The organism is Mucilaginibacter sp. PAMB04274, from assembly GCF_039634385.2.
In the GTDB taxonomy this organism is placed as follows: Bacteria; Bacteroidota; Bacteroidia; order Sphingobacteriales; family Sphingobacteriaceae; genus Mucilaginibacter.
Genome location: NZ_CP155081.2, coordinates 4,019,150 through 4,041,608 on the forward strand (window position 1 = coordinate 4,019,150; position 22,459 = coordinate 4,041,608).

The 22,459-nt window shown below is 43.5% G+C and carries 18 protein-coding genes; 3 read left to right on the forward strand and 15 right to left on the reverse strand.

Annotation, left to right across the window (positions count from 1 at the left end; translation table 11 throughout):
- Positions 1–12: 12 nt before the first annotated feature.
- Complete coding sequence (locus tag ABDD95_RS16895) at positions 13–2,685, reverse strand: DNA gyrase/topoisomerase IV subunit A (RefSeq protein ID WP_345948513.1); 2,673 nt, start codon at positions 2,683–2,685, stop codon at positions 13–15.
- Between the two features lie 233 nt (positions 2,686–2,918).
- Between ABDD95_RS16895 and ABDD95_RS16900 the strand changes: the two genes are divergently transcribed.
- The gene (locus ABDD95_RS16900) at positions 2,919–3,455 is read left to right on the forward strand and encodes a hypothetical protein (RefSeq protein WP_345948514.1); all 537 of its coding nucleotides are present in this window, start codon (positions 2,919–2,921) and stop codon (positions 3,453–3,455) included.
- Here ABDD95_RS16900 and ABDD95_RS16905 read toward each other — a convergent pair.
- Positions 3,449–3,961, reverse strand: a complete 513-nt coding sequence (locus ABDD95_RS16905; RefSeq protein ID WP_345948515.1) for a YdeI/OmpD-associated family protein — start codon at positions 3,959–3,961, stop codon at positions 3,449–3,451. The genes ABDD95_RS16900 and ABDD95_RS16905 overlap by 7 nt on opposite strands.
- A 168-nt stretch (positions 3,962–4,129) precedes the next feature.
- Between ABDD95_RS16905 and ABDD95_RS16910 the strand changes: the two genes are divergently transcribed.
- Positions 4,130–4,558: a nuclear transport factor 2 family protein gene (locus ABDD95_RS16910; RefSeq protein ID WP_345948516.1), complete on the forward strand. Its 429-nt coding sequence runs from the start codon at positions 4,130–4,132 to the stop codon at positions 4,556–4,558.
- 164 nt (positions 4,559–4,722) lie between these two features.
- Here ABDD95_RS16910 and ABDD95_RS16915 read toward each other — a convergent pair whose 3' ends face one another.
- The 5 genes from ABDD95_RS16915 to ABDD95_RS16935 all read right to left on the reverse strand — a co-directional run bounded on the left by ABDD95_RS16915 (position 4,723) and on the right by ABDD95_RS16935 (position 10,254).
- Positions 4,723–5,184 carry a MarR family transcriptional regulator gene (locus ABDD95_RS16915; protein ID WP_345948517.1) on the reverse strand — a complete coding sequence of 154 codons (462 nt, stop codon included), beginning with the start codon at positions 5,182–5,184 and terminating at the stop codon, positions 4,723–4,725.
- A gap of 33 nt (positions 5,185–5,217) precedes the next feature.
- Positions 5,218–6,810 (reverse strand): DHA2 family efflux MFS transporter permease subunit, encoded by a 1,593-nt coding sequence (locus ABDD95_RS16920; protein ID WP_345948518.1) that lies wholly within the window; start codon positions 6,808–6,810, stop codon positions 5,218–5,220.
- Between the two features lie 116 nt (positions 6,811–6,926).
- Positions 6,927–7,424 carry a cytidine deaminase gene (locus tag ABDD95_RS16925; RefSeq protein ID WP_345948519.1) on the reverse strand — a complete coding sequence of 166 codons (498 nt, stop codon included), beginning with the start codon at positions 7,422–7,424 and terminating at the stop codon, positions 6,927–6,929.
- A gap of 152 nt (positions 7,425–7,576) precedes the next feature.
- Entirely contained in the window at positions 7,577–9,454 is a 1,878-nt protein-coding gene (locus tag ABDD95_RS16930; protein ID WP_345948520.1) for a DNA topoisomerase IV subunit B, read from the reverse strand.
- 122 nt (positions 9,455–9,576) lie between these two features.
- Positions 9,577–10,254 carry a hypothetical protein gene (locus tag ABDD95_RS16935; protein ID WP_345948521.1) on the reverse strand — a complete coding sequence of 226 codons (678 nt, stop codon included), beginning with the start codon at positions 10,252–10,254 and terminating at the stop codon, positions 9,577–9,579.
- A gap of 108 nt (positions 10,255–10,362) precedes the next feature.
- Here ABDD95_RS16935 and ABDD95_RS16940 point away from each other — a divergent pair, with 108 nt between their 5' ends.
- A complete protein-coding gene (locus ABDD95_RS16940; RefSeq protein ID WP_345948522.1) occupies positions 10,363–11,697 on the forward strand; it encodes an amino acid permease in 1,335 nt (444 codons plus the stop codon).
- On the opposite strand, the gene ABDD95_RS16945 is transcribed toward ABDD95_RS16940, so the two are convergent.
- The 8 genes from ABDD95_RS16945 to ABDD95_RS16980 all read right to left on the reverse strand — a co-directional run bounded on the left by ABDD95_RS16945 (position 11,686) and on the right by ABDD95_RS16980 (position 22,410).
- Positions 11,686–12,291 (reverse strand): DUF4870 domain-containing protein, encoded by a 606-nt coding sequence (locus tag ABDD95_RS16945; protein ID WP_345948523.1) that lies wholly within the window; start codon positions 12,289–12,291, stop codon positions 11,686–11,688. The two genes, ABDD95_RS16940 and ABDD95_RS16945, sit on opposite strands and share 12 nt — an antisense overlap.
- 280 nt (positions 12,292–12,571) lie before the next feature.
- Complete coding sequence (odhB, locus tag ABDD95_RS16950) at positions 12,572–14,158, reverse strand: 2-oxoglutarate dehydrogenase complex dihydrolipoyllysine-residue succinyltransferase (RefSeq protein WP_345948524.1); 1,587 nt, start codon at positions 14,156–14,158, stop codon at positions 12,572–12,574.
- A 116-nt stretch (positions 14,159–14,274) separates the two neighbouring features.
- A complete protein-coding gene (locus ABDD95_RS16955) occupies positions 14,275–17,085 on the reverse strand; it encodes a 2-oxoglutarate dehydrogenase E1 component (protein WP_345948525.1) in 2,811 nt (936 codons plus the stop codon).
- A 367-nt stretch (positions 17,086–17,452) separates the two neighbouring features.
- Positions 17,453–17,656 carry a hypothetical protein gene (locus ABDD95_RS16960; RefSeq protein WP_345948526.1) on the reverse strand — a complete coding sequence of 68 codons (204 nt, stop codon included), beginning with the start codon at positions 17,654–17,656 and terminating at the stop codon, positions 17,453–17,455.
- A gap of 4 nt (positions 17,657–17,660) precedes the next feature.
- The gene (locus ABDD95_RS16965; RefSeq protein WP_345948527.1) at positions 17,661–19,028 is read right to left on the reverse strand and encodes a S8 family serine peptidase; all 1,368 of its coding nucleotides are present in this window, start codon (positions 19,026–19,028) and stop codon (positions 17,661–17,663) included.
- Between the two features lie 293 nt (positions 19,029–19,321).
- Entirely contained in the window at positions 19,322–20,857 is a 1,536-nt protein-coding gene (locus tag ABDD95_RS16970; RefSeq protein WP_345948528.1) for a cryptochrome/photolyase family protein, read from the reverse strand.
- Positions 20,858–20,953: 96 nt separating this feature from the next.
- Positions 20,954–22,225, reverse strand: a complete 1,272-nt coding sequence (locus ABDD95_RS16975; protein WP_345948529.1) for a DASH family cryptochrome — start codon at positions 22,223–22,225, stop codon at positions 20,954–20,956.
- A gap of 38 nt (positions 22,226–22,263) precedes the next feature.
- Complete coding sequence (locus ABDD95_RS16980) at positions 22,264–22,410, reverse strand: DUF2256 domain-containing protein (protein ID WP_345955003.1); 147 nt, start codon at positions 22,408–22,410, stop codon at positions 22,264–22,266.
- Positions 22,411–22,459: the final 49 nt, after the last annotated feature.

The following is a 22,459-nucleotide window of genomic DNA, read 5'->3' on the forward strand; positions in this document are numbered from 1 at the left end:
CTCTTTTTTGTTTTAGAACAATCCTAATTGTCCTTTACTTAAATCTATATCATCTGGATTAGTAATTTCCAAGCCTATGATCTTGGCAGCAGTTTCAGGATTAGTATCGGGCTCCTCCTTTTCCTGCGTAACATCGGCCAGCACCTGTGTGTCGGCTACTGATGCGGGTGAAGGGTCGGGCACATCTTCGGCGTCGTCATGCTCGGCTATCAGCTGTACGGTTTGCACCACGTGTGCCGAAAGGCGGTTACCCATAGCTTTCATGCCTTTTACATCAATCAAATCAGTAAGATTTAATTCTACCAGCTCAAGCACCTGTGCTTTACCTTTTAACTGCTCTACCTTAACCACCGGCTGCGCCGCGCCTGATATGAGTATGAGCTTTGAGCCATTTTCTTCACTAATGAAGCTGCCTTGCTTACCAATAACCGTATTTTCGAATATAAAACGCTTAACCAGGTAATTTTTGGATTTACCGTCATAGTGCACTACCGAGTATACCTTTTCAGGATCGTACTTTTCGATAATCTGCATTTTGTCGTCAAAGTGGTTATTCAGATCAAAGCTGGTTAATTCGTACACGCCGTTGCTCAATATAGTGAGTATTTTATCTTCACCGTCAAACTCACCCAGGTAACGGCCCCGGCCATCAACATTCAGGCGTTTCAGTATATCATCATACCAAACTTTGCGCCCGGCCAGTGTAGATACACCTTTGCTCTTTAACAGGATCTTTTTAACCGGATATTTGGTAACCTGGTTGCCTATAGAACTACGACCTTTAATTGCTATAGCAGCAAAGTCTTCGTCGAACTGTAGCTTTTTAAGCTTAGAGTGCGGCTTAAGCTGTATGTTCACCACCTCAGCCTCCCCATTAGGATTGGCCGAGAAGTATAAGACTTTTGTTCCTTTGGTACCCTTGGTTAAATCATACTCCTTATCGCGGGTCACACCTACTACCGAGAAACGCTTGATGAACGTAGTACCTGATTCGCCATCCTTATAAATCATGTTATATACGGTACGCTCATCGTTCTTTTTAAATACGGCAACGTGAATAATATCTTTACCCACAAAAACTTTATCCTGTACCTTGGTAATGATGCACCTGCCGTCTGACCGGAATACAATGATCTCATCTATATCTGAGCAATCGCATACATACTCGTCCTTTTTCAGTCCGGCACCAACAAAGCCATCTTCGCGGTTTACGTAGAGCTTAACATTGGCCAGCGCTACCTGTGCGGCTTCTACACGGTCAAAAGTCCGTAGTTCAGTTTTACGGCCACGGTCTTTACCATATTTTTCTTTAAGCTTGGTAAACCAGGCAATGGCATAATCAGTTAAATGCTTCAGATGATGCTTTACCTCTTTGATCTCATTCTCGAGCGCCTTCATCTGCTCATCGGCTTTCTTTACGTCAAAGCGGGTAATGCTGCTCATCGGCTTATCAATAAGCCGCTTATAATCTTCTGGTAAAATGGTGCGGTAAAACTGCGGAAAGAAAGGCTCAAACAAACGGTTCAATACCTCTACTACTACATCAAAGTTTCCGGAGGTTTCATAGTCGGAGTGCTTGTACATGCCTTCCTGAATGAAGATCTTGAGCAGCGAACTGAAAAATATTTTTTCTTTCAGTTCCTGCAAGCGTATCTCCAGCTCCATTTTAAGCAGCTCGCGTGTATGGTTGGCACTTTGAATAAGCACATCATTCACACTCATAAAGTGCGGCTTATCGTCAAAAATTACGCAGGTATTGGGCGATATGGATACTTCGCAATCAGTAAAAGCATACAAGGCATCGATCGTAACATCTGGCGATATGCCTGGCGCGAGGTGAATGATAATCTCCGGGTCCCAGGTGGTATTATCTTCGATCTTTTTGATCTTGATCTTACCTTTTTCATTAGCGCTGATGATACTATCGATCAATCCGCCGGTATTGGTACTGAACGGAATTTCGGTAATAACCAGCGTCTTTTTATCACGCTCCATTATTTTGGCGCGTATGCGCACTTTACCGCCGCGTTGCCCTTCGTTGTAATTGGAGGCATCGGCCATACCACCCGTCGGGAAATCGGGTAACAGGTTAGGGCGGTTGCCGTTTAGTACCTCAATAGCCGCGTCAATCAACTCAACAAAGTTGTGCGGTAAAATCTTGGTAGCCAAACCTACGGCAATACCATCTGCCCCTTGTGCCAACAACAGCGGAAATTTCACCGGCAGTGTAATAGGCTCGCGGTTACGGCCGTCATAACTAGCCTGCCACTGGGTAGTATCGGGGTTAAAAACAACATCGAGCGCAAACTTGGAAAGCCGTGCCTCAATGTAACGCGGGGCAGCAGCCGAATCGCCGGTAATGGGATGGCCCCAGTTACCCTGGCAATCAATAAGCAGATTTTTTTGGCCTAATTGTACCATGGCGTCGCCGATAGACGCATCACCGTGGGGGTGATACTTCATGGTGTTACCAATTACGTTTGCTGCTTTATTGAAGCGCCCGTCATCCATTTCTTTGAGCGAGTGCAGTATACGGCGTTGTACTGGCTTTAAACCATCATATATATGCGGAACGGCACGATCTAATATAACGTAAGAAGCATAGTCAAGAAACCAGTTCTCGTACAAGCCATCCAGCGGAATGATATTATGAAGCTTTTCGTTAGAATCTAAATTATCTGACATATTAAAAACTTAAAAAGACGGAATGATCTTTTTAAACATTATCCGGGTTAATCAATTGCTAAAAATATTAGCCAAATATACTAAAAACGAGGCAAATTACCTATATAGCGGCCAACATTAATATGCTTTGGGGGATGAATATATTATTTATTTTGCCAAATTTTTCATTGATTTACAGTCTGTTGTAAACCTATACCCATAAAGGGTGTTTTAATTGTACTAACCAATTATTGATGACTAAGCCATGCCTTTTATTAGGGGCGGCAGTATTGCTATTGCTTTCCTGCCAGGCGCCTGTTGCTAAAAATCAAGCCGTTTATTTAAACGACACAGTTAACTATGCCTATCAAATTAAACAATCAGACCAATGGCGTATAAACGTAAATAAACAAAATATTCTAATTGCCTTAAAAGCGCTTAAAGCTTATGAAAGCGGTGACACCGCATCGTTAAAACGATTTATTACTGAAAATTTAGCCGTTTTTTACGATGGTGGTATGTATAAAGGCCCCAGCAGCGAATTTATGTATCTGATTAAAGCAAATGCCCAACTACACAAAAACCTTAAGTTTAAAATAAAAGACTGGGAATCTGTAGTAAGTAAAGATGGGCAGCAGCAACGGGTAACACTACGTTACACCCAAACCTGGATTACTGCCAAAGGCCAGCCAGACTCCGTAGACATTGTAAATGATGCACTTTTTAGTGCCGGTAAGATTACCACGCTGTATGATTATACCCGCCGTTACCGGTTAAAACACAATCAATAAATTTCTTTTCGCCCGGCTCTTATCATTTGCACATAATCCATATGGTTAGCCATGGCGTTACATATTTGTATGATGCGTTTGGTGCGGGTAGGTTCGGTTTTGGCGCTGTTTAACCAGTTCACAAAATAGCGCCGGTGTGATTCAAGCAGGCTGTTAAAATAAGCCAGCGCATCCGGATCATCGGCCAGGCACTCTTGCAAATCCTCCGGTACTATTAGTTTAAAATCAACATCCTCCTCGAGGCGTACTTGCAGCATTGCACCTTTACTTTTACGAACACCTTTACGCATACCGGCGTTTAAGGTGAGTATAAAGTTGCCGTTTCCCATGGGCATGAGTGCTACACCAGCAATAGGGAAACTATCCAGCTGCCCGCGCACTCTGAAAGATTTTTTATTGTCGGGCTTAATTTGTTGCGCGATATCTGCAGGTACATCGATATATGTCCATCCGGTTTTTTCGCCCTTATCATCAAATTTTAAAATTATAGCAGTAAAGATTATCATATTATTACTTAAAGCGCATTAGTGTTTACTATAACTTCACTTTGAAGGGATAAATGTTAAAGAGTTGTTAAATCTTCAACTATAATAAAAATAGTTGTAACGTTTCGGTAATTGGGTGTGTCTTATGGATATAAAACAAATTTATAAAACACATTAAAACATAAAGATATGAAAACCACCTTAAAAACAATTGTATTGGGCTTAGCCTTATTAGTAGTTACCAGCGTAGTAAAAGCTGACGAACCAGTAGCTGCAAAACTTACAAAAAACCACGCCATTACTACTTACGTTAATGCCATGACTCAAGGAAAAAATGCTGGCTTAAAAGACGTAATTGACCAAACTGCAAAATTCAGCACGCTGCGCGGCAAACAAGTAGTAAGTTTTGACAAAGCCGACATGCTTAAATTTGCCGATCAGAACAAAGATATCCAACAAGCCTGTACCACCACCACTACTGAAGTAGAAACCAATGCCGACATGAGCGTTGTAAAAGTAGACATGAAATATGAAAACTTTACCCGTACTAATTATGTAACCATGGCCAACACTGGTGATGGCTGGAAAATTACCAACGTGTACTCAGTATTCAAATAAGAAATTAGTTTTTATCGCTAATAGTTTTAGTTAATCATGAAGAAGCCGCTGCGAGAGCGGCTTCTTTATTTTATTAGGTTTTGTCTTAAACAGCCTGTTGCTTACAGTTAATATAGGTATGCTTTTAACATCTTCATGTATTACGGATGCATTGAGCTTACAAACTAATCGGTTTTTAAATTACCAATCATTTGATTTAACAGAACAACACTTTGTTGTAAAGCTTCTATATCAATGGCTAGCGTAGCCTTTTCATAAACTTCGGCCACCCATGGGTGTAACTGTCCCTTTAAAGCGGTGCCTTGCTCGGTTAAATAAATCAACTTGTTACGACGGTCATTTTCGTCTTCCATCCGTTTAACCATTTGGCGCTTAACCAAATTATCAATCAAATAGGTCATGCTCGATTTATCTCTTAAGGTTACATCGGCTAACTCCTGCTGGTTAATGCCGTCCTTTTTCCAAAGCACCGACATTACCTCGAGCATCTCAAAAGTGATGCTTATATTATTCTCCTTTATTTTGAGCTGTATATGCTGGCGAATATAGTTTCTCAGCTCGTGCATAGCACGTCCAAGTTCAAATGTTAATTCTGTTTTTCTGCTAGTCTCAGCTGCTGTTACCATGATGTAGCAAATCTAATATAATAAGCCAATTGCTTAGTGGGCTGCGTCGGCCAGGCTTACTTTACTTTTGGCCGTTTTAACAAAAAGCAGTACAACAGGCACAAAAACCAGGAACATTATGCCCACCCATAAAAAAACGTCCATGTAAGATAGTAAGGTTGCTTGCTTATTTACCGAGCCGTCCATAGCTGTTAATGCCATTCGGTGCGCTGTAATGCTATCTGCACCTCTGGTTCTGAAACCGCCGGCCATTTGCGATAACCGCTGCTGCACATCAAGGCTATTCACGCCAAGGTGACTTATTAAACTACTACGATGAACCTGCGTTTGCCGCGATACAAAAGTAGAGATAACGGCCACTCCAAATGAGCCGCCCAATTGGCGCATCATGCCCGAAAACGCAGCCCCCTGTCCTATCTCTTTACCCTTTAACGTGGATAAAGACATGGTACTCACCGGCACCGATAACAAGCCCAGCCCAAAACCACGTACAATGAGTGGCCAAAAAAAATCTGCACTGCTGGTATATGGCGTGATGATGAGGTATGACATATAGCTGTAGATAAAAAAGATTGCCATACCTATAGCAATCAGATATTTTTGAGGCACTCCACGCTGAATTAACTGTGCTACAACCGGCATCATAATTGCCACAAACAAAGTACTTGGCAATTGCAGCATACCTGACTGCTGGGCTGTCCACCCTAACAAGGATTGCGTATACAAGGGAATAATAAAGGTAGACCCGAACAAACCGAAACCCATAACAAATGAGAGTATAACACCTATACGGAGGTTGTTATCCTTTAAAACCCGCAGCTCTACTATGGGGTACTTGTAGCTCAACTCACGCCATATAAACATTAAAATACCAAATACTGCTGTTACCGTTAAAATAGTTATTGCCTCGCTACTATACCAATCTTCCTCCTGGCCTTTTTCTAAAACATATTGTAATGAAGAAATACCTACTGTAAGCAGGCCTATGCCCCACCAGTCTACCTCACTGGCCGGCCTCTTTTCATCATACTTTGGGCTACGCACATACTGCAGGGTAAGTATAGCGGCAATTATACCAACCGGGATGTTTATGTAGAATATAAATGGCCATGAAAAATTATCAACTATGTAACCACCCAGCGGCGGGCCAAGTGTGGGGCCAACTATAACCCCTAAGGTGTAAATGGCTTGCGCCATCGCCCGCTTTTCAACCGGCCAGCTCTCGGTTATGATGGTTTGCGATGTTACCAGCAGTGCACCGCCGCCTATGCCCTGCAAAAATCTAAACAATACTAGCTCCCAAATATTGGTGGCGTTACCACACAAAAATGAGCATACTGTAAAAAGTATAACCGATGCAGCAAAGTAGTTGCGCCGGCCAAACTGCTGTGATAGCCAACTGGTCATGGGTACGATGATTACGTTGGCCAGCGAGTAGGCGGTAATTACCCAGCTTATTTCGTTTAAAGTAGCACCCAAATTGCCGCGCATATCGTTAAGCGCTACGTTCACAATGGTGGTGTCTATTATCTCGAGCAGCGCGCAAAATACCGCGGTAACGGTAATGATAACGCGCCTGGCTCCATATTCAACTAATGAGTTTGCAGGTTGTGCCGCTGTTGCCATTATTAAAATTTTAACAACAACAAAGTTAAATACTTGATAGTTTTAATTCAAACTAATATGATAAAATTAAGAGTACTTTGACAATCTTTTAATAAATACGCTACTTTAAACTCCTACTATACAGGCACAGTCACCAGCCGATCCTCAAAAAACAGGAACGGCAAAAAGCTTTCAACACCATTGGTAACCCACACAGAGCCTTCCTGGCAGTAAAGCAAGGTGCGTATAGGTTGAGCTTGTTTCTTTTCGTACTCGGCCAGTACCTGCAAACAGGAACCACAAGGTGTGATAGGTTTATTAATTACAAACTTCGCTGTGTAAGCAGTTACGGCCAGGCTTTCAATAGGATCATTAGCGTAATTTGCGCCCCAGGCAAAAAGTGCCACGCGTTCAGCACACAGGCCCGATGGGTAAGCGGCGTTCTCTTGGTTGCTTCCATAAATAATACGGCCACTTTGCAAACGCAAAACCGCGCCTACGCTAAAGTTTGAGTAAGGAGAGTGTGAGCCCTTCAGGGCCTTAACGGCTTCCAGACATAGGGCCTGGTCTTTTTTGTTCAGCTCGTCGAAGCTGTTATATTCTTCAAATGCAATTTTAATTTCGTGGTTAATCATTGTTTCAGATAAACCCCTTGTTGTAAAATGACTGGGATGGACTACTCGTATACTATAAGCACCACTCCATCAAAAAAGGGCTTATAAGTTACCACTTATATTTTAAATAAGCAATAGCAACTTACAAACCCTTAAATATTTGTGTATCTAGCTTATGCCACAAGTACTTCGGCCTCTGCTACAAGCGGATTAATGGTTTCATCATCCTTTTCTACACGCAGGTTTTGTACAATATGCTGTTGACGCGTTGGAGTATTTTTACCCATAAAGTACTCCAGCAAACCTTTTACGTTGGCATCTTTCAGTATCACGGGATCCAAACGCATGTCTTTTCCTATGAACAAGCCAAATTCATCGGGCGATATTTCACCTAAACCCTTAAAGCGGGTTATCTCAGGTTTGTTACCCAGCTTAGCTATCGCATTGCGGCGTTCTTCATCGCTGTAGCAGTAGATGGTTTCTTTTTTGTTACGCACCCTAAAGAGTGGCGTTTGTAAGATGGATACGTGCCCTGCTTTAACCACATCCGGGAAAAATTGCAAAAAGAAGGTCATAATGAGCAAACGGATGTGCATACCATCAACATCGGCATCAGTTGCTATTACAATGTTGTTGTAACGCAAACCATCAAGCCCATCCTCAATATTCAGCGCATGTTGTAAAAGGTTGAACTCTTCGTTCTCGTAAACCACTTTTTTGGTTAAGCCAAAACAGTTTAACGGTTTACCTTTTAAGCTAAACACCGCCTGCGTTAATACATCACGCGATTTGGTGATAGAGCCACTTGCCGAGTCACCCTCTGTAATAAACAGTGTGGTATCCTGCTTACGCTCATGGGTATCATCAAAGTGAAGTTTACAATCGCGCAGTTTGCGGTTGTGAAGCGATGCTTTTTTTGCACGCTCATTAGCCAGCTTTTTGATGCCTGCAATATCCTTACGTTCCCGTTCTGACTGCAGTATACGTTTCAATATAGCATCTGCAGCCGACGGATTTTTATGTAAGAAGTTATCAAGCTCTGTCTTTACAAAATCATTGATAAAGCCACGCACAGTAGGCCCATCCGGGCCTACGTTTTGTGAACCCAGCTTGGTTTTAGTTTGCGATTCAAAAACAGGCTCTTGCACTTTAATGGCAATAGCCGCTACTATAGATGAGCGTACGTCCGACGCGTCAAATTCCTTTTTATAAAACTCGCGCAGGGTTTTTACCACGGCCTCGCGGAAAGCTGCCTGGTGCGTACCACCCTGCGTGGTGTGCTGTCCGTTAACAAACGAATAATATTCCTCGCCGTATTGCTGACCGTGGGTCATGGCTATCTCAATGTCCTCACCTTTCAGGTGGATGATTGGATAACGTATGGTATCAGGGTCGGTCTTGCGCTCCAGCAAATCGCGGAGGCCATTTTGCGAAAAGAACTTTTCGCCGTTGAAATTAATGGTTAGCCCTGCGTTCAGGAACACATAGTTCCAGATCATATTTTGCACAAACTCCGGTATAAAGCGGTAGTTACGGAAAATGCTTTCGTCCGGAAAAAAATTGATTGCTGTACCGTTGCGCTGACTGGTCTCTTTCTCAGGCTCGTCTCTTACAAGTTCGCCTTTGGTAAACTCCGCAATTTTGGTGCGACCATCGCGGTAGGATTGTACTGTAAATGCTGCCGACAAGGCATTTACCGCCTTGGTACCCACGCCATTTAAGCCTACTGATTTTTGGAAAGCCTTGCTGTCATACTTACCGCCGGTGTTAATTTTAGAAACACAATCAATAACCTTACCTAACGGAATACCGCGGCCATAGTCACGAACGGCAACTTTATGGTCGCTCATGTTGATATCGATGGTACGGCCGGCACCCATTACAAACTCGTCTATAGAATTATCTACAATTTCTTTAAGCAGTACGTATATACCATCGTCATAAGCCGAGCCATCGCCCAGTTTACCGATGTACATACCCGGACGCAAGCGGATGTGTTCTTTCCAATCGAGCGAACGGATACTGTCTTCACTATAATTTATCTCTGCCATGTTCAAATATCGGGGTTAAACAGGTGATAGTAAACACCATAAATAGATAGAAAAGCCATTGCGAATGGCTTGTATTTCCATTCCAAATATACTAAAATAATTGGCAAAAACACGCAGCTGAACTACTTGAACTTGATGCAATCGCGCGCTTTATTGATGTTTCTGAAAAATTCGGGCCCCTTTTGATTAGTAAGGCAAACAGCCAGCATATAACCGGTATGATGCTTTTGTATAGCTATAAGCAACGCGTACTTATATTGCTTGGTTTCGGGCAAATTTGAAAGGCTGAAGAAATAAGTTTTTCCAGCATCGGCATTATATTGTTGCAGCACCTCGGATGTTAATGAGCGCACAAAATACTTGTCGTCTTCATCGCTCATGGCTGCTACATGTGCCTTGGCCGCATCCAGGTACGCTGAATCCGGATTAGCCAGCGCTTTGCCTGTAATATTTTTTACCTGCTCATAGCTCGACCAGTTTTGCTTTAAAGAGTGCACCTGAAGCCACACCTCAAAATCCTGACTGGGCATGACCATGGCGTAATCAAAAGAAAAGTTCTCGTTATTAATGGCCGGTATTTCTTTAAAATGTGCGGGTACCTTAAACTCGATACCGGCATTAGTCGCTTCTTTGAGGAATGCAGACAGCGCCGTATTAGTAACTGGAGCTTTTATGGTGCTGCTGGCAGCTTTGGGCTTGCTGTGTTTTTTAACCTGGGCAGTAACAACTGAGCCTGCCAGGCATAATGCGCCCACAGTAAGTGCCAATATTTTGCTAATTTGCTGAATAATAATCTTCATTAGTTGCAATGCGGCAAAACGTTTTGTTTATTATTACCTGCCAAGCATCAGGCTTCGGTTTTAACAAATGTATAATATAAAATTAAAAATCAAGTATCCAAAGCTATAATGAGTATTAAACCTAAACTTAGCCGGTTCGATCTTACTATGATCGTTATCAGCCTCATTATAGGCACAGGCATATTTAAATCGCCGGGCGAAGTTGCTATACGTACCGGCAGCCCTGCCTTGTTTTTTGCCGCCTGGGTTGTGGGTGGATTAGTAACGCTGTGCGGCGCACTAACATTTGCCGAAATAGGTGCCCGCTACCCTAATACCGGCGGCTTTTATAAACTATTTTCTTATTGCTATCATCCGGCATTTGCCTTTATGATAAATTGGATAGCGGTATTAGCAACCACCGCATCGGTAGCTGCCGTGGCCTTAATTGGCGCAGAATACCTAAACCCGCTGTTACTGCCTCAAAGCATGCAGAACGTTACAGGCACCCGTATCACAACTATTGCAATGGTATTGCTGGTTTATTTTATTAATTTTTTGGGTATCAAAACCAGTGCCCGTACGCAAAACCTGCTCACCATTTTTAAAGTAGGCATGATTGTGCTGCTGTGCCTGGCTATCTTTATGGGCAACAATAGCACTGTGATCACCAAAGCTGCTTTGCCTGCAGGCAATCCTATCGCTTCGTTCGGGTTAAGTTTGGTGGCTGTATTTTTTACTTACACCGGCTACCAGCAAACCATTAATTTTGGGGGAGATGTGATTGATGCCAAGCGGAACATTCCGAAGGGCATATTTGCGGGCATAGCTATAGTGATAGCTGTTTATATGGTGGTAAATTTTGCTTACTACAGGGTGCTGGGCATGGGTGGCCTGCAGCAAAATACGGGCTTGGCTGCTAAGATGGCTTCGGTTGTTTTTGGAGAGTTGGGTGCCAGAATTACCTCCGTGCTCATGTTTATATCGGTAATGGCTTATGTAAACGTCAATATCATGTCGGTGCCCAGAGTATACTATGCCATGGCCGACGATGGCGTGCTTCCAGCTATTTTCAAGCGGGTAAATCCACGTACCCAGGCACAGGAGTTTGGCATGAGCTTTTTTGTGGGTACCATTCTGCTGATTCTGTTTTTTGTAAGCTCTTTTGGTGAAGTATTAAATTATGCTATGTTTTTTGAGTGCATTGGGTTAAGCACAGCAGCCATTGCCATATTTATATTACGAAAGCGCACCAGGCATTTAGATGGTACCGGTATTTATACTATTAAATGGTACCCACTGGTACCCATAATTTTTATTGCGGTATACTGGTTTGTAACCATCAGCATTTTTATGGCTAATCCTAAAGCCACGCTGGTTTGTATGGGTGCTTTTGTAGTTGGACTGGTTATTTATTATGCAGCCAGGCAAAAGAACATCAATAGTTCTCCTTTATCGAAATAACTTCATAGCCGGCATATAGAACAGCCGCTTACCTTTAAATTGGAGTATGGCATTGATGCCCACCATTATAATGTTGTACCCATAAAACGCTGGAAAAAAAAGAAGTAAAATTTCGGGACTTAAACTGAAATGTACCGGCAATCGAATATTGAAGTGGAAAAATACATTCCCCAATATAAAGGCAAATATCAGGAAGTATAATATACACCAGGTAATTTGAAAGTTTAATACCCGTTTGCTTGTTTGTGCAATGTCTTTAACTTCATTACGCTTTACCGTCCATAAAATAAAGGGCAGCAAAACACCTAACAGCGGGAATATGATAAAGCTCAATGCCGATAAATGGATAAGAACAAGATATGGCTTATTCTCGGACAAGTCTAATACCGAATTACCTTCCCAAAAATCGGCCACATTAACATCTAAACTTGCTGCAAGCCGCTGAAGCGTATCACCATGCGGTTCTGTTTGCCCGCTTTCAATACGTTGTATGGTGCGCAAGCTCAAATTTGTTCTTTGGGCAAGCAATTCCTGTGAATAACCTTTTTCTGTTCGCAAAGTTTTTACTTGGTTAGCCAAATAACTATTTTTCATCTTAATTGATTTTGCCGTAAAACTACCGCTTGCATTCTGGATTAAGGTCGGTATTGTTTACGTCATTTATATGACAAGGCCCTAATTAAGTGTACAATGCAGATTTGATAAGTGCTATTTATTTAAATCATCCTGTAATTCACCCCTTCTTGCAATTAATCCGTTAGCCAAATTGGGCAGATAGCGGTTACATGAAATACATAGACTAAGCAAAGTTATTAACAACAAAAAGTCCGGCAAGCCGGACTTTTGATATGCTTAAGAATGAATAGCTCAATAATTAAACCCCTAACAGCAAACGTGCAGGATCTTCCAGTAACTGCTTAACGCGTACCAGGAAGCTAACCGATTCGCGGCCGTCAACAATACGGTGATCGTATGATAGGGCGAGGTACATCATTGGGCGGATAACCACTTGTCCGTTAACAGCTACCGGACGCTCAATAATATTGTGCATACCTAAGATAGCAGATTGCGGTGCATTAATGATTGGAGTTGACAGCATAGAACCAAACACACCACCATTGGTGATCGTAAAGGTACCGCCGGTCATATCTTCAATAGTCAGTTTGTTTTCGCGGGCTTTACCGGCCAGTGTTACTACGGCTTTTTCAATCTCGGCCAGGCTCATAGCATCAGCGTTACGGATGATAGGAACCACCAAACCTTTTGGAGCCGATACAGCGATAGAGATATCAGCAAAGTTGCTGTATACTACTTCTTCGCCTTCAATACGGGCACCAACGGCTGGCCACTCCTGCAGGGCCACGCAAACCGCTTTGGTGAAGAAAGACATGAAGCCTAAGCCTACACCATGTTTCTCTTTAAATTTATCTTTGTATTTGCCGCGCAGCTCCATAATTGGCTGCATGTCCACCTCGTTAAAGGTAGTTAGCATAGCGGTTTCATTTTTAACCGCTACCAGGCGCTTGGCAACTGTTTTACGCAAGTTAGACATTTTCTCACGGCGCTCTTCGCGTGGGCCTGAGGCCTGAGGAGCAGCGGCAGGTTGTGCAGCAGCAGGCTTGGCAGCAGGTGCAGCAGCAGCTGGTTTCTGTGCGTTTAAAGCATCTTCCTTAGTAATGCGGCCACCAACACCAGAACCACTTACACTTTGAGGACTAACACCTTTCTCGGCCAGAATTTTACCGGCAGCAGGTGAAGGTGTACCAGCGGCATAACCACCTTGTGTTGCCGGCTGCGAACTTGCAGCAGCAGGCTGTGATGCGGCAGGTGCGCTTGCCGCAGCGGCGGCAGGTGCAGCACCGCCACCGGTTATAGAACATACAACGGCACCAATAGCTAATACATCACCTTCGGCAGCAAGCGTTTTTAGGGTACCGGCACTCTCGGCAGTCAGTTCAAATGTAGCTTTATCTGATTCCAACTCAGCAATGGCTTCATCCATTTCTACCTGATCGCCATCTTTTTTAATCCAGCGCGACAGGGTTACTTCGGTGATAGACTCTCCTACCGGCGGAACTTTAATTTCTATAGTTTTAGCTTCTGCACCAGGCACTTCGGCTACTTCTGCAACAGTTGCGTTAGGTTTATCCAATCGCTGGCCTGGTGCACTTTCGTCTGTAGCGGCAGCAGTGCTTTTATCAACCGCTGGAGATGCTGCAGCAGCGTCTCCGGCTTCAATGCTGGCTACTACAGCGCCAATAGCCAGGGTATCACCTTCGGCTGCTACAGTTTTTAAAGTTCCGGCACTTTCAGCTGTTAACTCAAAAGTGGCTTTGTCTGATTCTAACTCGGCAATTACTTCGTCCATTTCAACTGCGTCGCCGTCTTTTTTAATCCAGCGCGACAGGGTTACTTCGGTAATCGACTCGCCAACCGGCGGAACTTTGATCTCTAAACTCATATTTTTTATATGTTGTAGGTTTTATTTAGGAGCTAAGATGCCGGTTGCGAGTTTGCCGGAATAAAAAGTTAAAATCTTTTATTCCCCGCCCTCTCAACCGGCCTCTGGCTACTGTTTTAGTCTGCGTTAGTTTCAGCCATTTTGTTGGCTGTTGATTTTACTTTTTCTTTTTGGTTCTGGCTCACCGGCGCTTCGAAAGCTTTGCCAATAATGTACAATTGCTGTGAGGCGTGTTGCTTGGCATAACCAGTGGCAGGGCTCGATGATTCTTTACGTGAAATTACGTCGAGCTGCAAATCACCTTTGCGGAACTTGCGAAGCATGTAAGGCCATGCACCCATGTTCTCAGGCTCTTCCTGTACCCAGAAAAACTCTTTAGCGTTGCTGTATTTAGCCTTAACAGCTTCCATTTCCAATACAGGTGTTGGATATAATTGCTCCACACGTACAATGGCAACATCGTCGCGTTTGTCGGCCTGCTGTTTATCTAACAGTTCGTAATAAATTTTGCCGCTGCAGAACAGTACGCGTTTTACCTTTTTAGCATCTGTGGTAAAGCTGTCATCAATCAGTTCCTGGAACTTACCTTGTGTAAATTCTTCAATTTTAGACACACAAGCCGGGTGGCGCAGTAAGCTTTTTGGTGAGAAGATCACCAATGGCTTACGGAAATCGCGGTGCAATTGACGGCGTAAGATGTGGAAGAAGTTAGCTGGTGTGGTACAGTTGGCTACCTGAATGTTATTATCGGCACAAAGCTCCATAAAACGCTCAATACGCGCAGATGAGTGCTCAGGTCCCTGGCCTTCATAACCGTGTGGTAATAACATTACCAAACCGTTACCACGTTGCCATTTAGTTTCTGCACTTACCAGGTATTGGTCAACTATAATTTGAGCGCCGTTAACAAAGTCGCCAAACTGAGCTTCCCAAATAGTTAGCGCATTAGGATTGGCCAGGGCATAACCGTAATCAAAACCTAAAACACCGTATTCAGACAGTAATGAATTGTAAATAGACAATTTAGCCTCAGTACCCAAGGTATCTAACGGTGTATATTCTTCGTCGGTATCGGGCAGGGTAACCACAGCATGGCGGTGTGAAAAGGTTCCGCGCTTAACGTCCTCACCACTTAGCCTAACCGGGTGGCCTTCTTTTAACAAAGTGCCATAAGCCATTAACTCGCCCATAGCCCAGTCAAAAGTTTTGGTTTCGTTCACCATTTTACGGCGGTCCTCAAATAATTTCTCAATTTTCTTGAAGAACTTCTTATCAGACGGCAGTTCGGTTAACCTTTGGCCTATGGCCAGCAGGTCAGCTTCACTTACAGCAGTATCGGTAGTGGCATAAACCTCCTCTTTGGTAGGTAAATGCAAACCTTGCCATGAACCGGCAAACATTGGGTTACTACCCTGTACGCGGGCTTCGGCCTTGGTTTCGTCCAGTTGTTTCTGCAACAAATCCTTGAAAGCTTTTTCCATTTGTTTAGCGGTCTCAGCATCAATGCTGCCTTCGGCCAGTAACTTCTGGTAATAAATTTCGCGCGGATTTGGATGCGCTTCAATAGCCTTATATAAAGTAGGCTGTGTAAATTTAGGCTCGTCAGACTCGTTGTGGCCAAATCTGCGGTAGCACAAAATATCAATAAACACGTCCTCGTTAAACTCCTGACGGTACTCCATAGCCATGTTAATCACATAAACCAGGGCCTCAACATCATCACCGTTTACGTGAAAAACCGGTGATAGTACCGTTTTGGCAATATCCGTACAATAAGTACTCGAGCGTGCATCTTTATAGTTAGTGGTAAAACCAATTTGGTTGTTAATAACCAGGTGAACAGTACCACCGGTTTTATAACCATCCAGTTTTTCCATTTGCAGCACCTCATATATAATACCCTGGCCTGCTACAGAAGCATCGCCATGAATTAAAATAGGTGCAATCTTATCATGATCGCCATTATACTTGGCGTCAATCTTAGCACGAGTGATGCCTTCAACCACCGGTCCAACTGTTTCCAGGTGCGATGGATTAGGGCATAGGCTCAGGTGTATGGTTTTATTAGCCGAAGTTTGAACATCTGTAGAAAAACCAAGGTGATATTTCACATCGCCACCAAATGACGACTCCATATCATAGTTCTTGCCTTCGAACTCCGAAAAAATCTCTTTGTAGGTTTTGCCCATTATATTGGCCAAAACATTTAAACGGCCACGGTGAGCCATACCAATGGTAAACTCATCAATGCCCAATTGTGCACCTTTTTCAATAACCGAATCAAGTGCCGGGATCAACGCTTCTGCTCCTTCCAAAGAAAAACGCTTTTGGCCTAAGAATTTAGTACCTAAAAAGTTCTCGAAACCTACGGCTTCGTTCAGCTTTTTAAGCATGCGTGTTTTTTCTTCTTTTGTAAAGGATGGCTGGTTGCGCTTGGTTTCCATGCGCGCTTCAAACCATTTGGCTTTTATTGGATTACGGATGTATTTGTACTCCGCACCTATAGACTGGCAGTAAGTGTCTTCCAGCAGTTGGCGAATATCACGCAGCTTAGCAGGCCCAATGCCTACTTCAACACCGGCATTAAACACGGTGTCCATATCCGCTTCGGTAAGGCCAAAGGTTTCCAGTTCTTTGCCCGGAAAATATTTGCGACGCTCGCGAACGGGGTTGGTTTTAGTAAACAAGTGCCCGCGTGTACGGTACCCGTTTATCATGTTCAGCACGTTTATTTCTTTTAAAACATGCTCGGGAGCACCTGCATTAGCTGCATCTGCAGTTTTAGGTGCTGATCCTTGTCCAAAATCGAAGCCTTCAAAGAATTTTTGCCACCCGTAATCAACAGATTCGGGGTCTTGTTTATATGCTTCGTATAAGGAATCTATATAGGCAGCGTTTCCGCTATTAACATAAGTGAGACGATCCATCTGAATACCAATCTGTAAAACGGTACAAAACTAAGAATATAAGATGTAAGTTACACGGTTTAATTTGCTTTTGGTTTTGTTTTTTGTATATTATGGCATTTGCAGACATGAGTTTTTCAAGATTAGTGTTAAGCAGACAAGTAATTAAGCCTCATTGGGCGTTTCGCGGTAAGCCTGGTCATCCGCTTATACGCCTGCAGCCTTAGCCACAGGCCGGTATCTGCTACTACCCTAACATATTTTTATTGAGGTCGCCTCTTTATTTATAGAAAAAGGGATTACCGGTTTGCCGGCAACCCCTTTTGCATATAATTTTTGTAATGGCTAATAAATAGCTTTTTAACATGCGCCTAAGCTTTGACACTAATTACAGCGCGAAGGATGTTCCTTCCTCCTCTACTGCCATTACGCCAGGTATCTGCTCTACAATTGCTTTCTGATCCGGCCGACAAGAAACCGACAAGATGCCAATTACATCCATTTGTTTGGTGATAGCTATACCCTGCTGCTTCAATACTGAAACAACCGCATTGAACATGTCCGGGTCTGTACTTACCAGGTAAGTTTTCATATGGCTATGCTTTTTCTAAGTTGTGTGGCAATTTAGGTGTAAATATCGGTGTTGGCACTAATATTGATTTTGAAGGAGCTTGAACCAACCCAGCGCCTACATCACGGGCAGGCAAATTCAGCCTTTTAGCAGTTTGTATTAGTTTGTTCCATAATGCGGCACCTCTTACGCCTGCAGATTCTGCCCAAAGCGCAGCAATACCCGCAACATGCGGCGTTGCCATACTGGTTCCGTTCATGGTAGCATATTTGGTTGGGAGTTTAGTGGATGAAAACACCCCAACACCCGGCCCCGAAATATCTACCGAACCCTGAGGGGTAAATATGCCACCGTTGGAAAAATTAGCTACTTTCATGTTGCTGTCTAAGGCACCAACGGCCATAATGGAAGGACAATTGGCGGGGTGGCTAACCGGCTTAATTGCCCCGCCTGCACGGTTAGAATCATTACCGGCGGCGGCAACGATCAAACTACCTAAACTAAGCGCACGGGCGGCGGCTGTTTCAAAAATAGCCGAATAAGCACTGGCATTGGTAGGTGCGCCAAGCGACATGCTAATTACCGCACAACCTTGTGAAACGGCCCAGTTAATACCCGCTAAAATACCACCGTCGGCGCCACTGCCAGCATTACTTAAAACTTTGCCTACGCAGATAGACGCATTATAGGCTATACCATAGCGGGGTTGCGGAGAGTTAACTACGTTTAACGGGCCACAGGACGTACCAATGCAATGGGTGCCATGTCCATGACCATCGGCACTGGTTTGGCCGGAGACAAAACTTTGTTGAATAATGTTTCGACCGGCAAAATCGGGGTGATTAAATTCAAATCCGGTATCCAACACGGCTACTTTAATGCCCTGGCCCGAATACTTTCTTAAAAGAATGGTAGGTATAACATTTGTTGCCTGCAGCCCCCAGGTGCTGCCAACCGATTCTACTGTACTTTCTCCGTCGCTTTCGGTTTCTTCTTCCATTAAAAGCTCCGAAGCCATATTATTTACGGCATCAACATAACCTTTTAAATAATTTTGGTTTAAGTTATTGCCAAATGCATACACCACACGTTCTGGTTCTACAATTACCGGATCTTCATCTGTACCCAATGCGCTAATGCCCATCAGTTGATCGGGTACTGAGTTTACAATGGCAATACCCAATTTATCCAGCACAATACCATCCGAGCCGGCCAGATCTTCCTCGGTAAAAATTTCGTTCTCAAATTCGGTTGAACTGAGCAGGTTTAAACCAGAGGCTTCGTTCAAACTTTTTACGTGATTTTCCGAATTTTTATCGGGTAGCAAAATGAGGTATCTGCCGGTGTATTCCACTTCTTCATGCACACCATTTGTCTCCATTCCATTCTTCATAACTAATTGATTTAATAAAATTTATAATTGATTTTAGATTAATTTATGCGGCAGATACCTCACTTTATCCCTCTCAATTAATCATAAAGCTATCGGCTATATTCTGCATATCATATAGCTATTACTCGTCATTTTTAAAACAAAGTCAGCGTAAATCAATTACACAAAAAAGCGTAGAATGCTCAGTAGTAGCCCTTACTTACCGGAGCATAAGCAGCCACTGATAGGGTTTAATAAGGGATTTACAACGCTAAGTGTATTGTAACAACAGTGATGAAAGATGCGGTTTGAAATTATAGATCGTTTAAATTTTCCAGATAGGTTTCGGCCTGCTGCATGATCTTTTCTTTCTCATCAGGCTTCATTTTTTTGAGAGTAACGTAAGCCATACCTATGCGAGGATTGTTTTGCAACTTTTCCGCATTGCGGTCAAAAAAGTTCCAATACAGGCTATTGTATGGGCAAGCCTTATCTCCTGTTTTCTTTTTATAATCGTAATGGCAATGCTTGCAGTAGTCGCTCATTTTGTTGATGTAGGCTGCAGATGCCACGTAAGGCTTTGAACCTATGATACCACCATCGGCAAACTGGCTCATGCCCCGGGTGTTAGTAATCTCTACCCATTGTATGGCATCAATATAAATGCCCAGATACCAGGCGTCTACATGATCTGGATTAATACCGGCCAGCAGGCAAAAATTACCAATAACCATTAAACGCTGTATGTGGTGTGCCCATGCCTCATTAAGCGATTGACCGATGCATTTATTCAGGCAGTTCATTTTAGTTTTGCCATCCCAAAACCAGTGCGGAATTTCGGTTTGATGGTTAAAAAAGTTCTTTTCATCATACCCAGGCATATGAGCCCAATATATACCCCGCATAAACTCGCGCCAGCCAATCACCTGCCTAATGTAACCTTCAACCTGCGCCAAACTAATCACATCTTTATTGTGCTGGTAATGCTGCAGCACCTGGGTCACGATCTCTACCGGCGATATTAATTTAACATTTTGCGCAAACGACATGCGCGAATGAAACAAGCTGATATGCTCCTGCAACATGGCATCCTCATAGGTTCCAAAATGCGGCAACAGGTGCTCACAAAAGTAATCGAGCGATTTGAAGGCCTCTTGCCGCGAAAGCGGCCAAACCAAATGTGCGGCGTCTACCTCGCCAAAATACCGCACCTCCATTTGATCAATCATGCCCTTAAGACTGCTTACATCATGGTTATATAACAACGGTGGCTCAAGCGGAACTTTGCCATCGTATTTTTTACGGTTATCGGCGTCGAAATTCCAGCGGTCGCCCAAAGGTTCGTCGCCATTCATCAAAATGTGCAATTTTTCGCGCATGTGCCTGTAAAAGGCTTCCATGAGGTAACGCTTTTTACCGCCAAAAAAGTTTTGTACATCCAGGCGCTCGGTCAAAAAGTGTTCGGTATCGGCACTGTCCGTTTCGATACTGAGGCGCGTGCAAATTTGCTTAAGCTGCTCATCCAGCCGGTACTCATCTGGTAATTGGTATTCAAAGCGGGTAATTTGCTCTTTTTGTATTATACGCGTTATGTTATTTTCGAAATCCTGCAGATTATACTCATCATCGAGCTTTACATAAATAACCTGGTGGCCTTTCTTGGCAAGCTGGTGTGCAAAGTTGCGCATGGCTGCAAAAAACGCAAGTATCTTTTGCACGTGGTGCATTACATAGGCCTGCTCCTGCATCACTTCGAGCATAACGTAGGTCACGTTAGGATGAACCTGCCTGTACCAGCTATGATTACTGTTTAGCTGATCGCCAAGAATTAAACGGAGGATTTTGGCCATGCGTAAATAACAGCCACAGCACATTGTAGTTTTAAAGCACTTAGTGCATCAAGTTGTAGAAATTGTTAAGAAAGCAGGTTACCTGTCAGATTCAAATTAAGCAACCTTTTGTTCGGCAAGCCATATTTTGGCATACTCTCCTTTTGGATCAAGCTCGGCCGGACTTTTGGGATTAAAGTAGCGGTTTTCGCGCGGATCATTGCCTACACCGGCAATGTAAGCCCAGTTACCCCAATTACTCGCAGGCGAGTAATCAATGAGGTTTTCTTCAAACCATTTTGCGCCCCAGGTCCAGTTCACCTTAAGCGTTTTTACCAAATGATAAGAAACCGCCTGCCTGCTTATGTTACTAATAAAGCCGGTTGCGCTTAACTCATGCATACTGGCATCTATGAAAGGTACGCCAGTTGCGCCAGCTTTCCATTGCTCAAAAAGCTCTTCCTGGTCAGCGGCCAGTTCGGGCGCTTCACTTTTAAAACCTTCGGCGTCAAAAAACTTGCGACTGTATTTTTTAAACATGAACCTGAAATAATCACGCCACAAAAGCTCCAGCATAAGCGGATGATTGTGCGTGTTCTGTTCATGCTTTACAATTTCCCAATACACCTGCCGGGGCGAAATACAGCCTAACGCCAGCCACGGCGAAAGTTTTGATGAGGCTGTAGAACGGCCACCTTTAGCCGGAGCGTGATTGCCCGATGTAAAAAACCCGGTTAACTGTTGCCAACCTATGGTTTCGCCACCGGTAAAACGGTACCCGCGTGCATCATCAACCGGCTCGTTTAAGCCCAATTGTTCCAGGGTAGGTAACTCGCCGGCATTGGCAATAGGCGGTGTTTGGATAACCTCAGGCGTAGCCAGCGACGGGCGCACATTACTGTCGCGCTCAACTTTCTTTTTAAAGGTATTAAAGCTATCGGGGATGTCTTTAATAGGGAAAGGTAAATCCTCTTTATGATATAGCGTATGGCCAATAAAGTGCTTAAGATTGAGCTTCATTTTCCATAAAGCCGCTTCTACTTCCTCCGAGACGTTAGTTTCTTCAAAAGCTACCTCCCGGTGATGATAAACTTCATTTACCTGGTACTGCTCAGCCAATTGCGGAATTACCTCGGCCGGATTCCCGTTAGCAATCAATAACTCCCCGCCCAGGTTGCGAAGATTATTACGCAGATCAGCCACACTTTCAAGTAAGAACCGCGCACGGAAATTGCCCGTTTTAAGAACACCATCTGCCGGAAAATAATGAGGATCAAAACAATATACCGGTAGTATTTTATCGGCTTTACGGGTGGCTTCCAACAATATTTCATTGTCTTGTACCCGTAAATCGTTTCTAAACCAAACCAGTATTATTCTTTCACTCATTTTTAAAATCAGTCTAAATTAACATACAAAAATGCTAATTATTTATTTTTTCTGCACCTGTCACTACAATATTTGACATCATCCCAACACTTTTCCCACTTCTTTCGCCAAGTAAAAGGCAGGTTGCAGACAGCACATTTTTTTTGTGGCAGGTTAGCTTTAGCAGGCTTTTTAAGCGCAGTCATATCAAACTGAACAAACTAGCAATACGTATGTTACAGCATCTTCAACAAT

Coding starts and splice junctions, on each gene's coding strand:
- ABDD95_RS16940 (WP_345948522.1), top strand. CDS start 10,363: ATGAGTATTAAACCTAAACTTAGCCGGTTCGATCTTACTATGATCGTT.
- ABDD95_RS16935 (WP_345948521.1), bottom strand. CDS start 10,254: ATGAAGATTATTATTCAGCAAATTAGCAAAATATTGGCACTTACTGTG.
- ABDD95_RS16895 (WP_345948513.1), bottom strand. CDS start 2,685: ATGTCAGATAATTTAGATTCTAACGAAAAGCTTCATAATATCATTCCG.
- ABDD95_RS16910 (WP_345948516.1), top strand. CDS start 4,130: ATGAAAACCACCTTAAAAACAATTGTATTGGGCTTAGCCTTATTAGTA.
- ABDD95_RS16900 (WP_345948514.1), top strand. CDS start 2,919: ATGACTAAGCCATGCCTTTTATTAGGGGCGGCAGTATTGCTATTGCTT.
- ABDD95_RS16980 (WP_345955003.1), bottom strand. CDS start 22,410: ATGACTGCGCTTAAAAAGCCTGCTAAAGCTAACCTGCCACAAAAAAAA.
- odhB (WP_345948524.1), bottom strand. CDS start 14,158: ATGAGTTTAGAGATCAAAGTTCCGCCGGTTGGCGAGTCGATTACCGAA.
- ABDD95_RS16925 (WP_345948519.1), bottom strand. CDS start 7,424: ATGATTAACCACGAAATTAAAATTGCATTTGAAGAATATAACAGCTTC.
- ABDD95_RS16960 (WP_345948526.1), bottom strand. CDS start 17,656: ATGAAAACTTACCTGGTAAGTACAGACCCGGACATGTTCAATGCGGTT.
- ABDD95_RS16975 (WP_345948529.1), bottom strand. CDS start 22,225: ATGAGTGAAAGAATAATACTGGTTTGGTTTAGAAACGATTTACGGGTA.
- ABDD95_RS16905 (WP_345948515.1), bottom strand. CDS start 3,961: ATGATAATCTTTACTGCTATAATTTTAAAATTTGATGATAAGGGCGAA.
- ABDD95_RS16965 (WP_345948527.1), bottom strand. CDS start 19,028: ATGAAGAATGGAATGGAGACAAATGGTGTGCATGAAGAAGTGGAATAC.
- ABDD95_RS16920 (WP_345948518.1), bottom strand. CDS start 6,810: ATGGCAACAGCGGCACAACCTGCAAACTCATTAGTTGAATATGGAGCC.
- ABDD95_RS16930 (WP_345948520.1), bottom strand. CDS start 9,454: ATGGCAGAGATAAATTATAGTGAAGACAGTATCCGTTCGCTCGATTGG.
- ABDD95_RS16970 (WP_345948528.1), bottom strand. CDS start 20,857: ATGGCCAAAATCCTCCGTTTAATTCTTGGCGATCAGCTAAACAGTAAT.
- ABDD95_RS16955 (WP_345948525.1), bottom strand. CDS start 17,085: ATGGATCGTCTCACTTATGTTAATAGCGGAAACGCTGCCTATATAGAT.
- ABDD95_RS16915 (WP_345948517.1), bottom strand. CDS start 5,184: ATGGTAACAGCAGCTGAGACTAGCAGAAAAACAGAATTAACATTTGAA.
- ABDD95_RS16945 (WP_345948523.1), bottom strand. CDS start 12,291: ATGAAAAATAGTTATTTGGCTAACCAAGTAAAAACTTTGCGAACAGAA.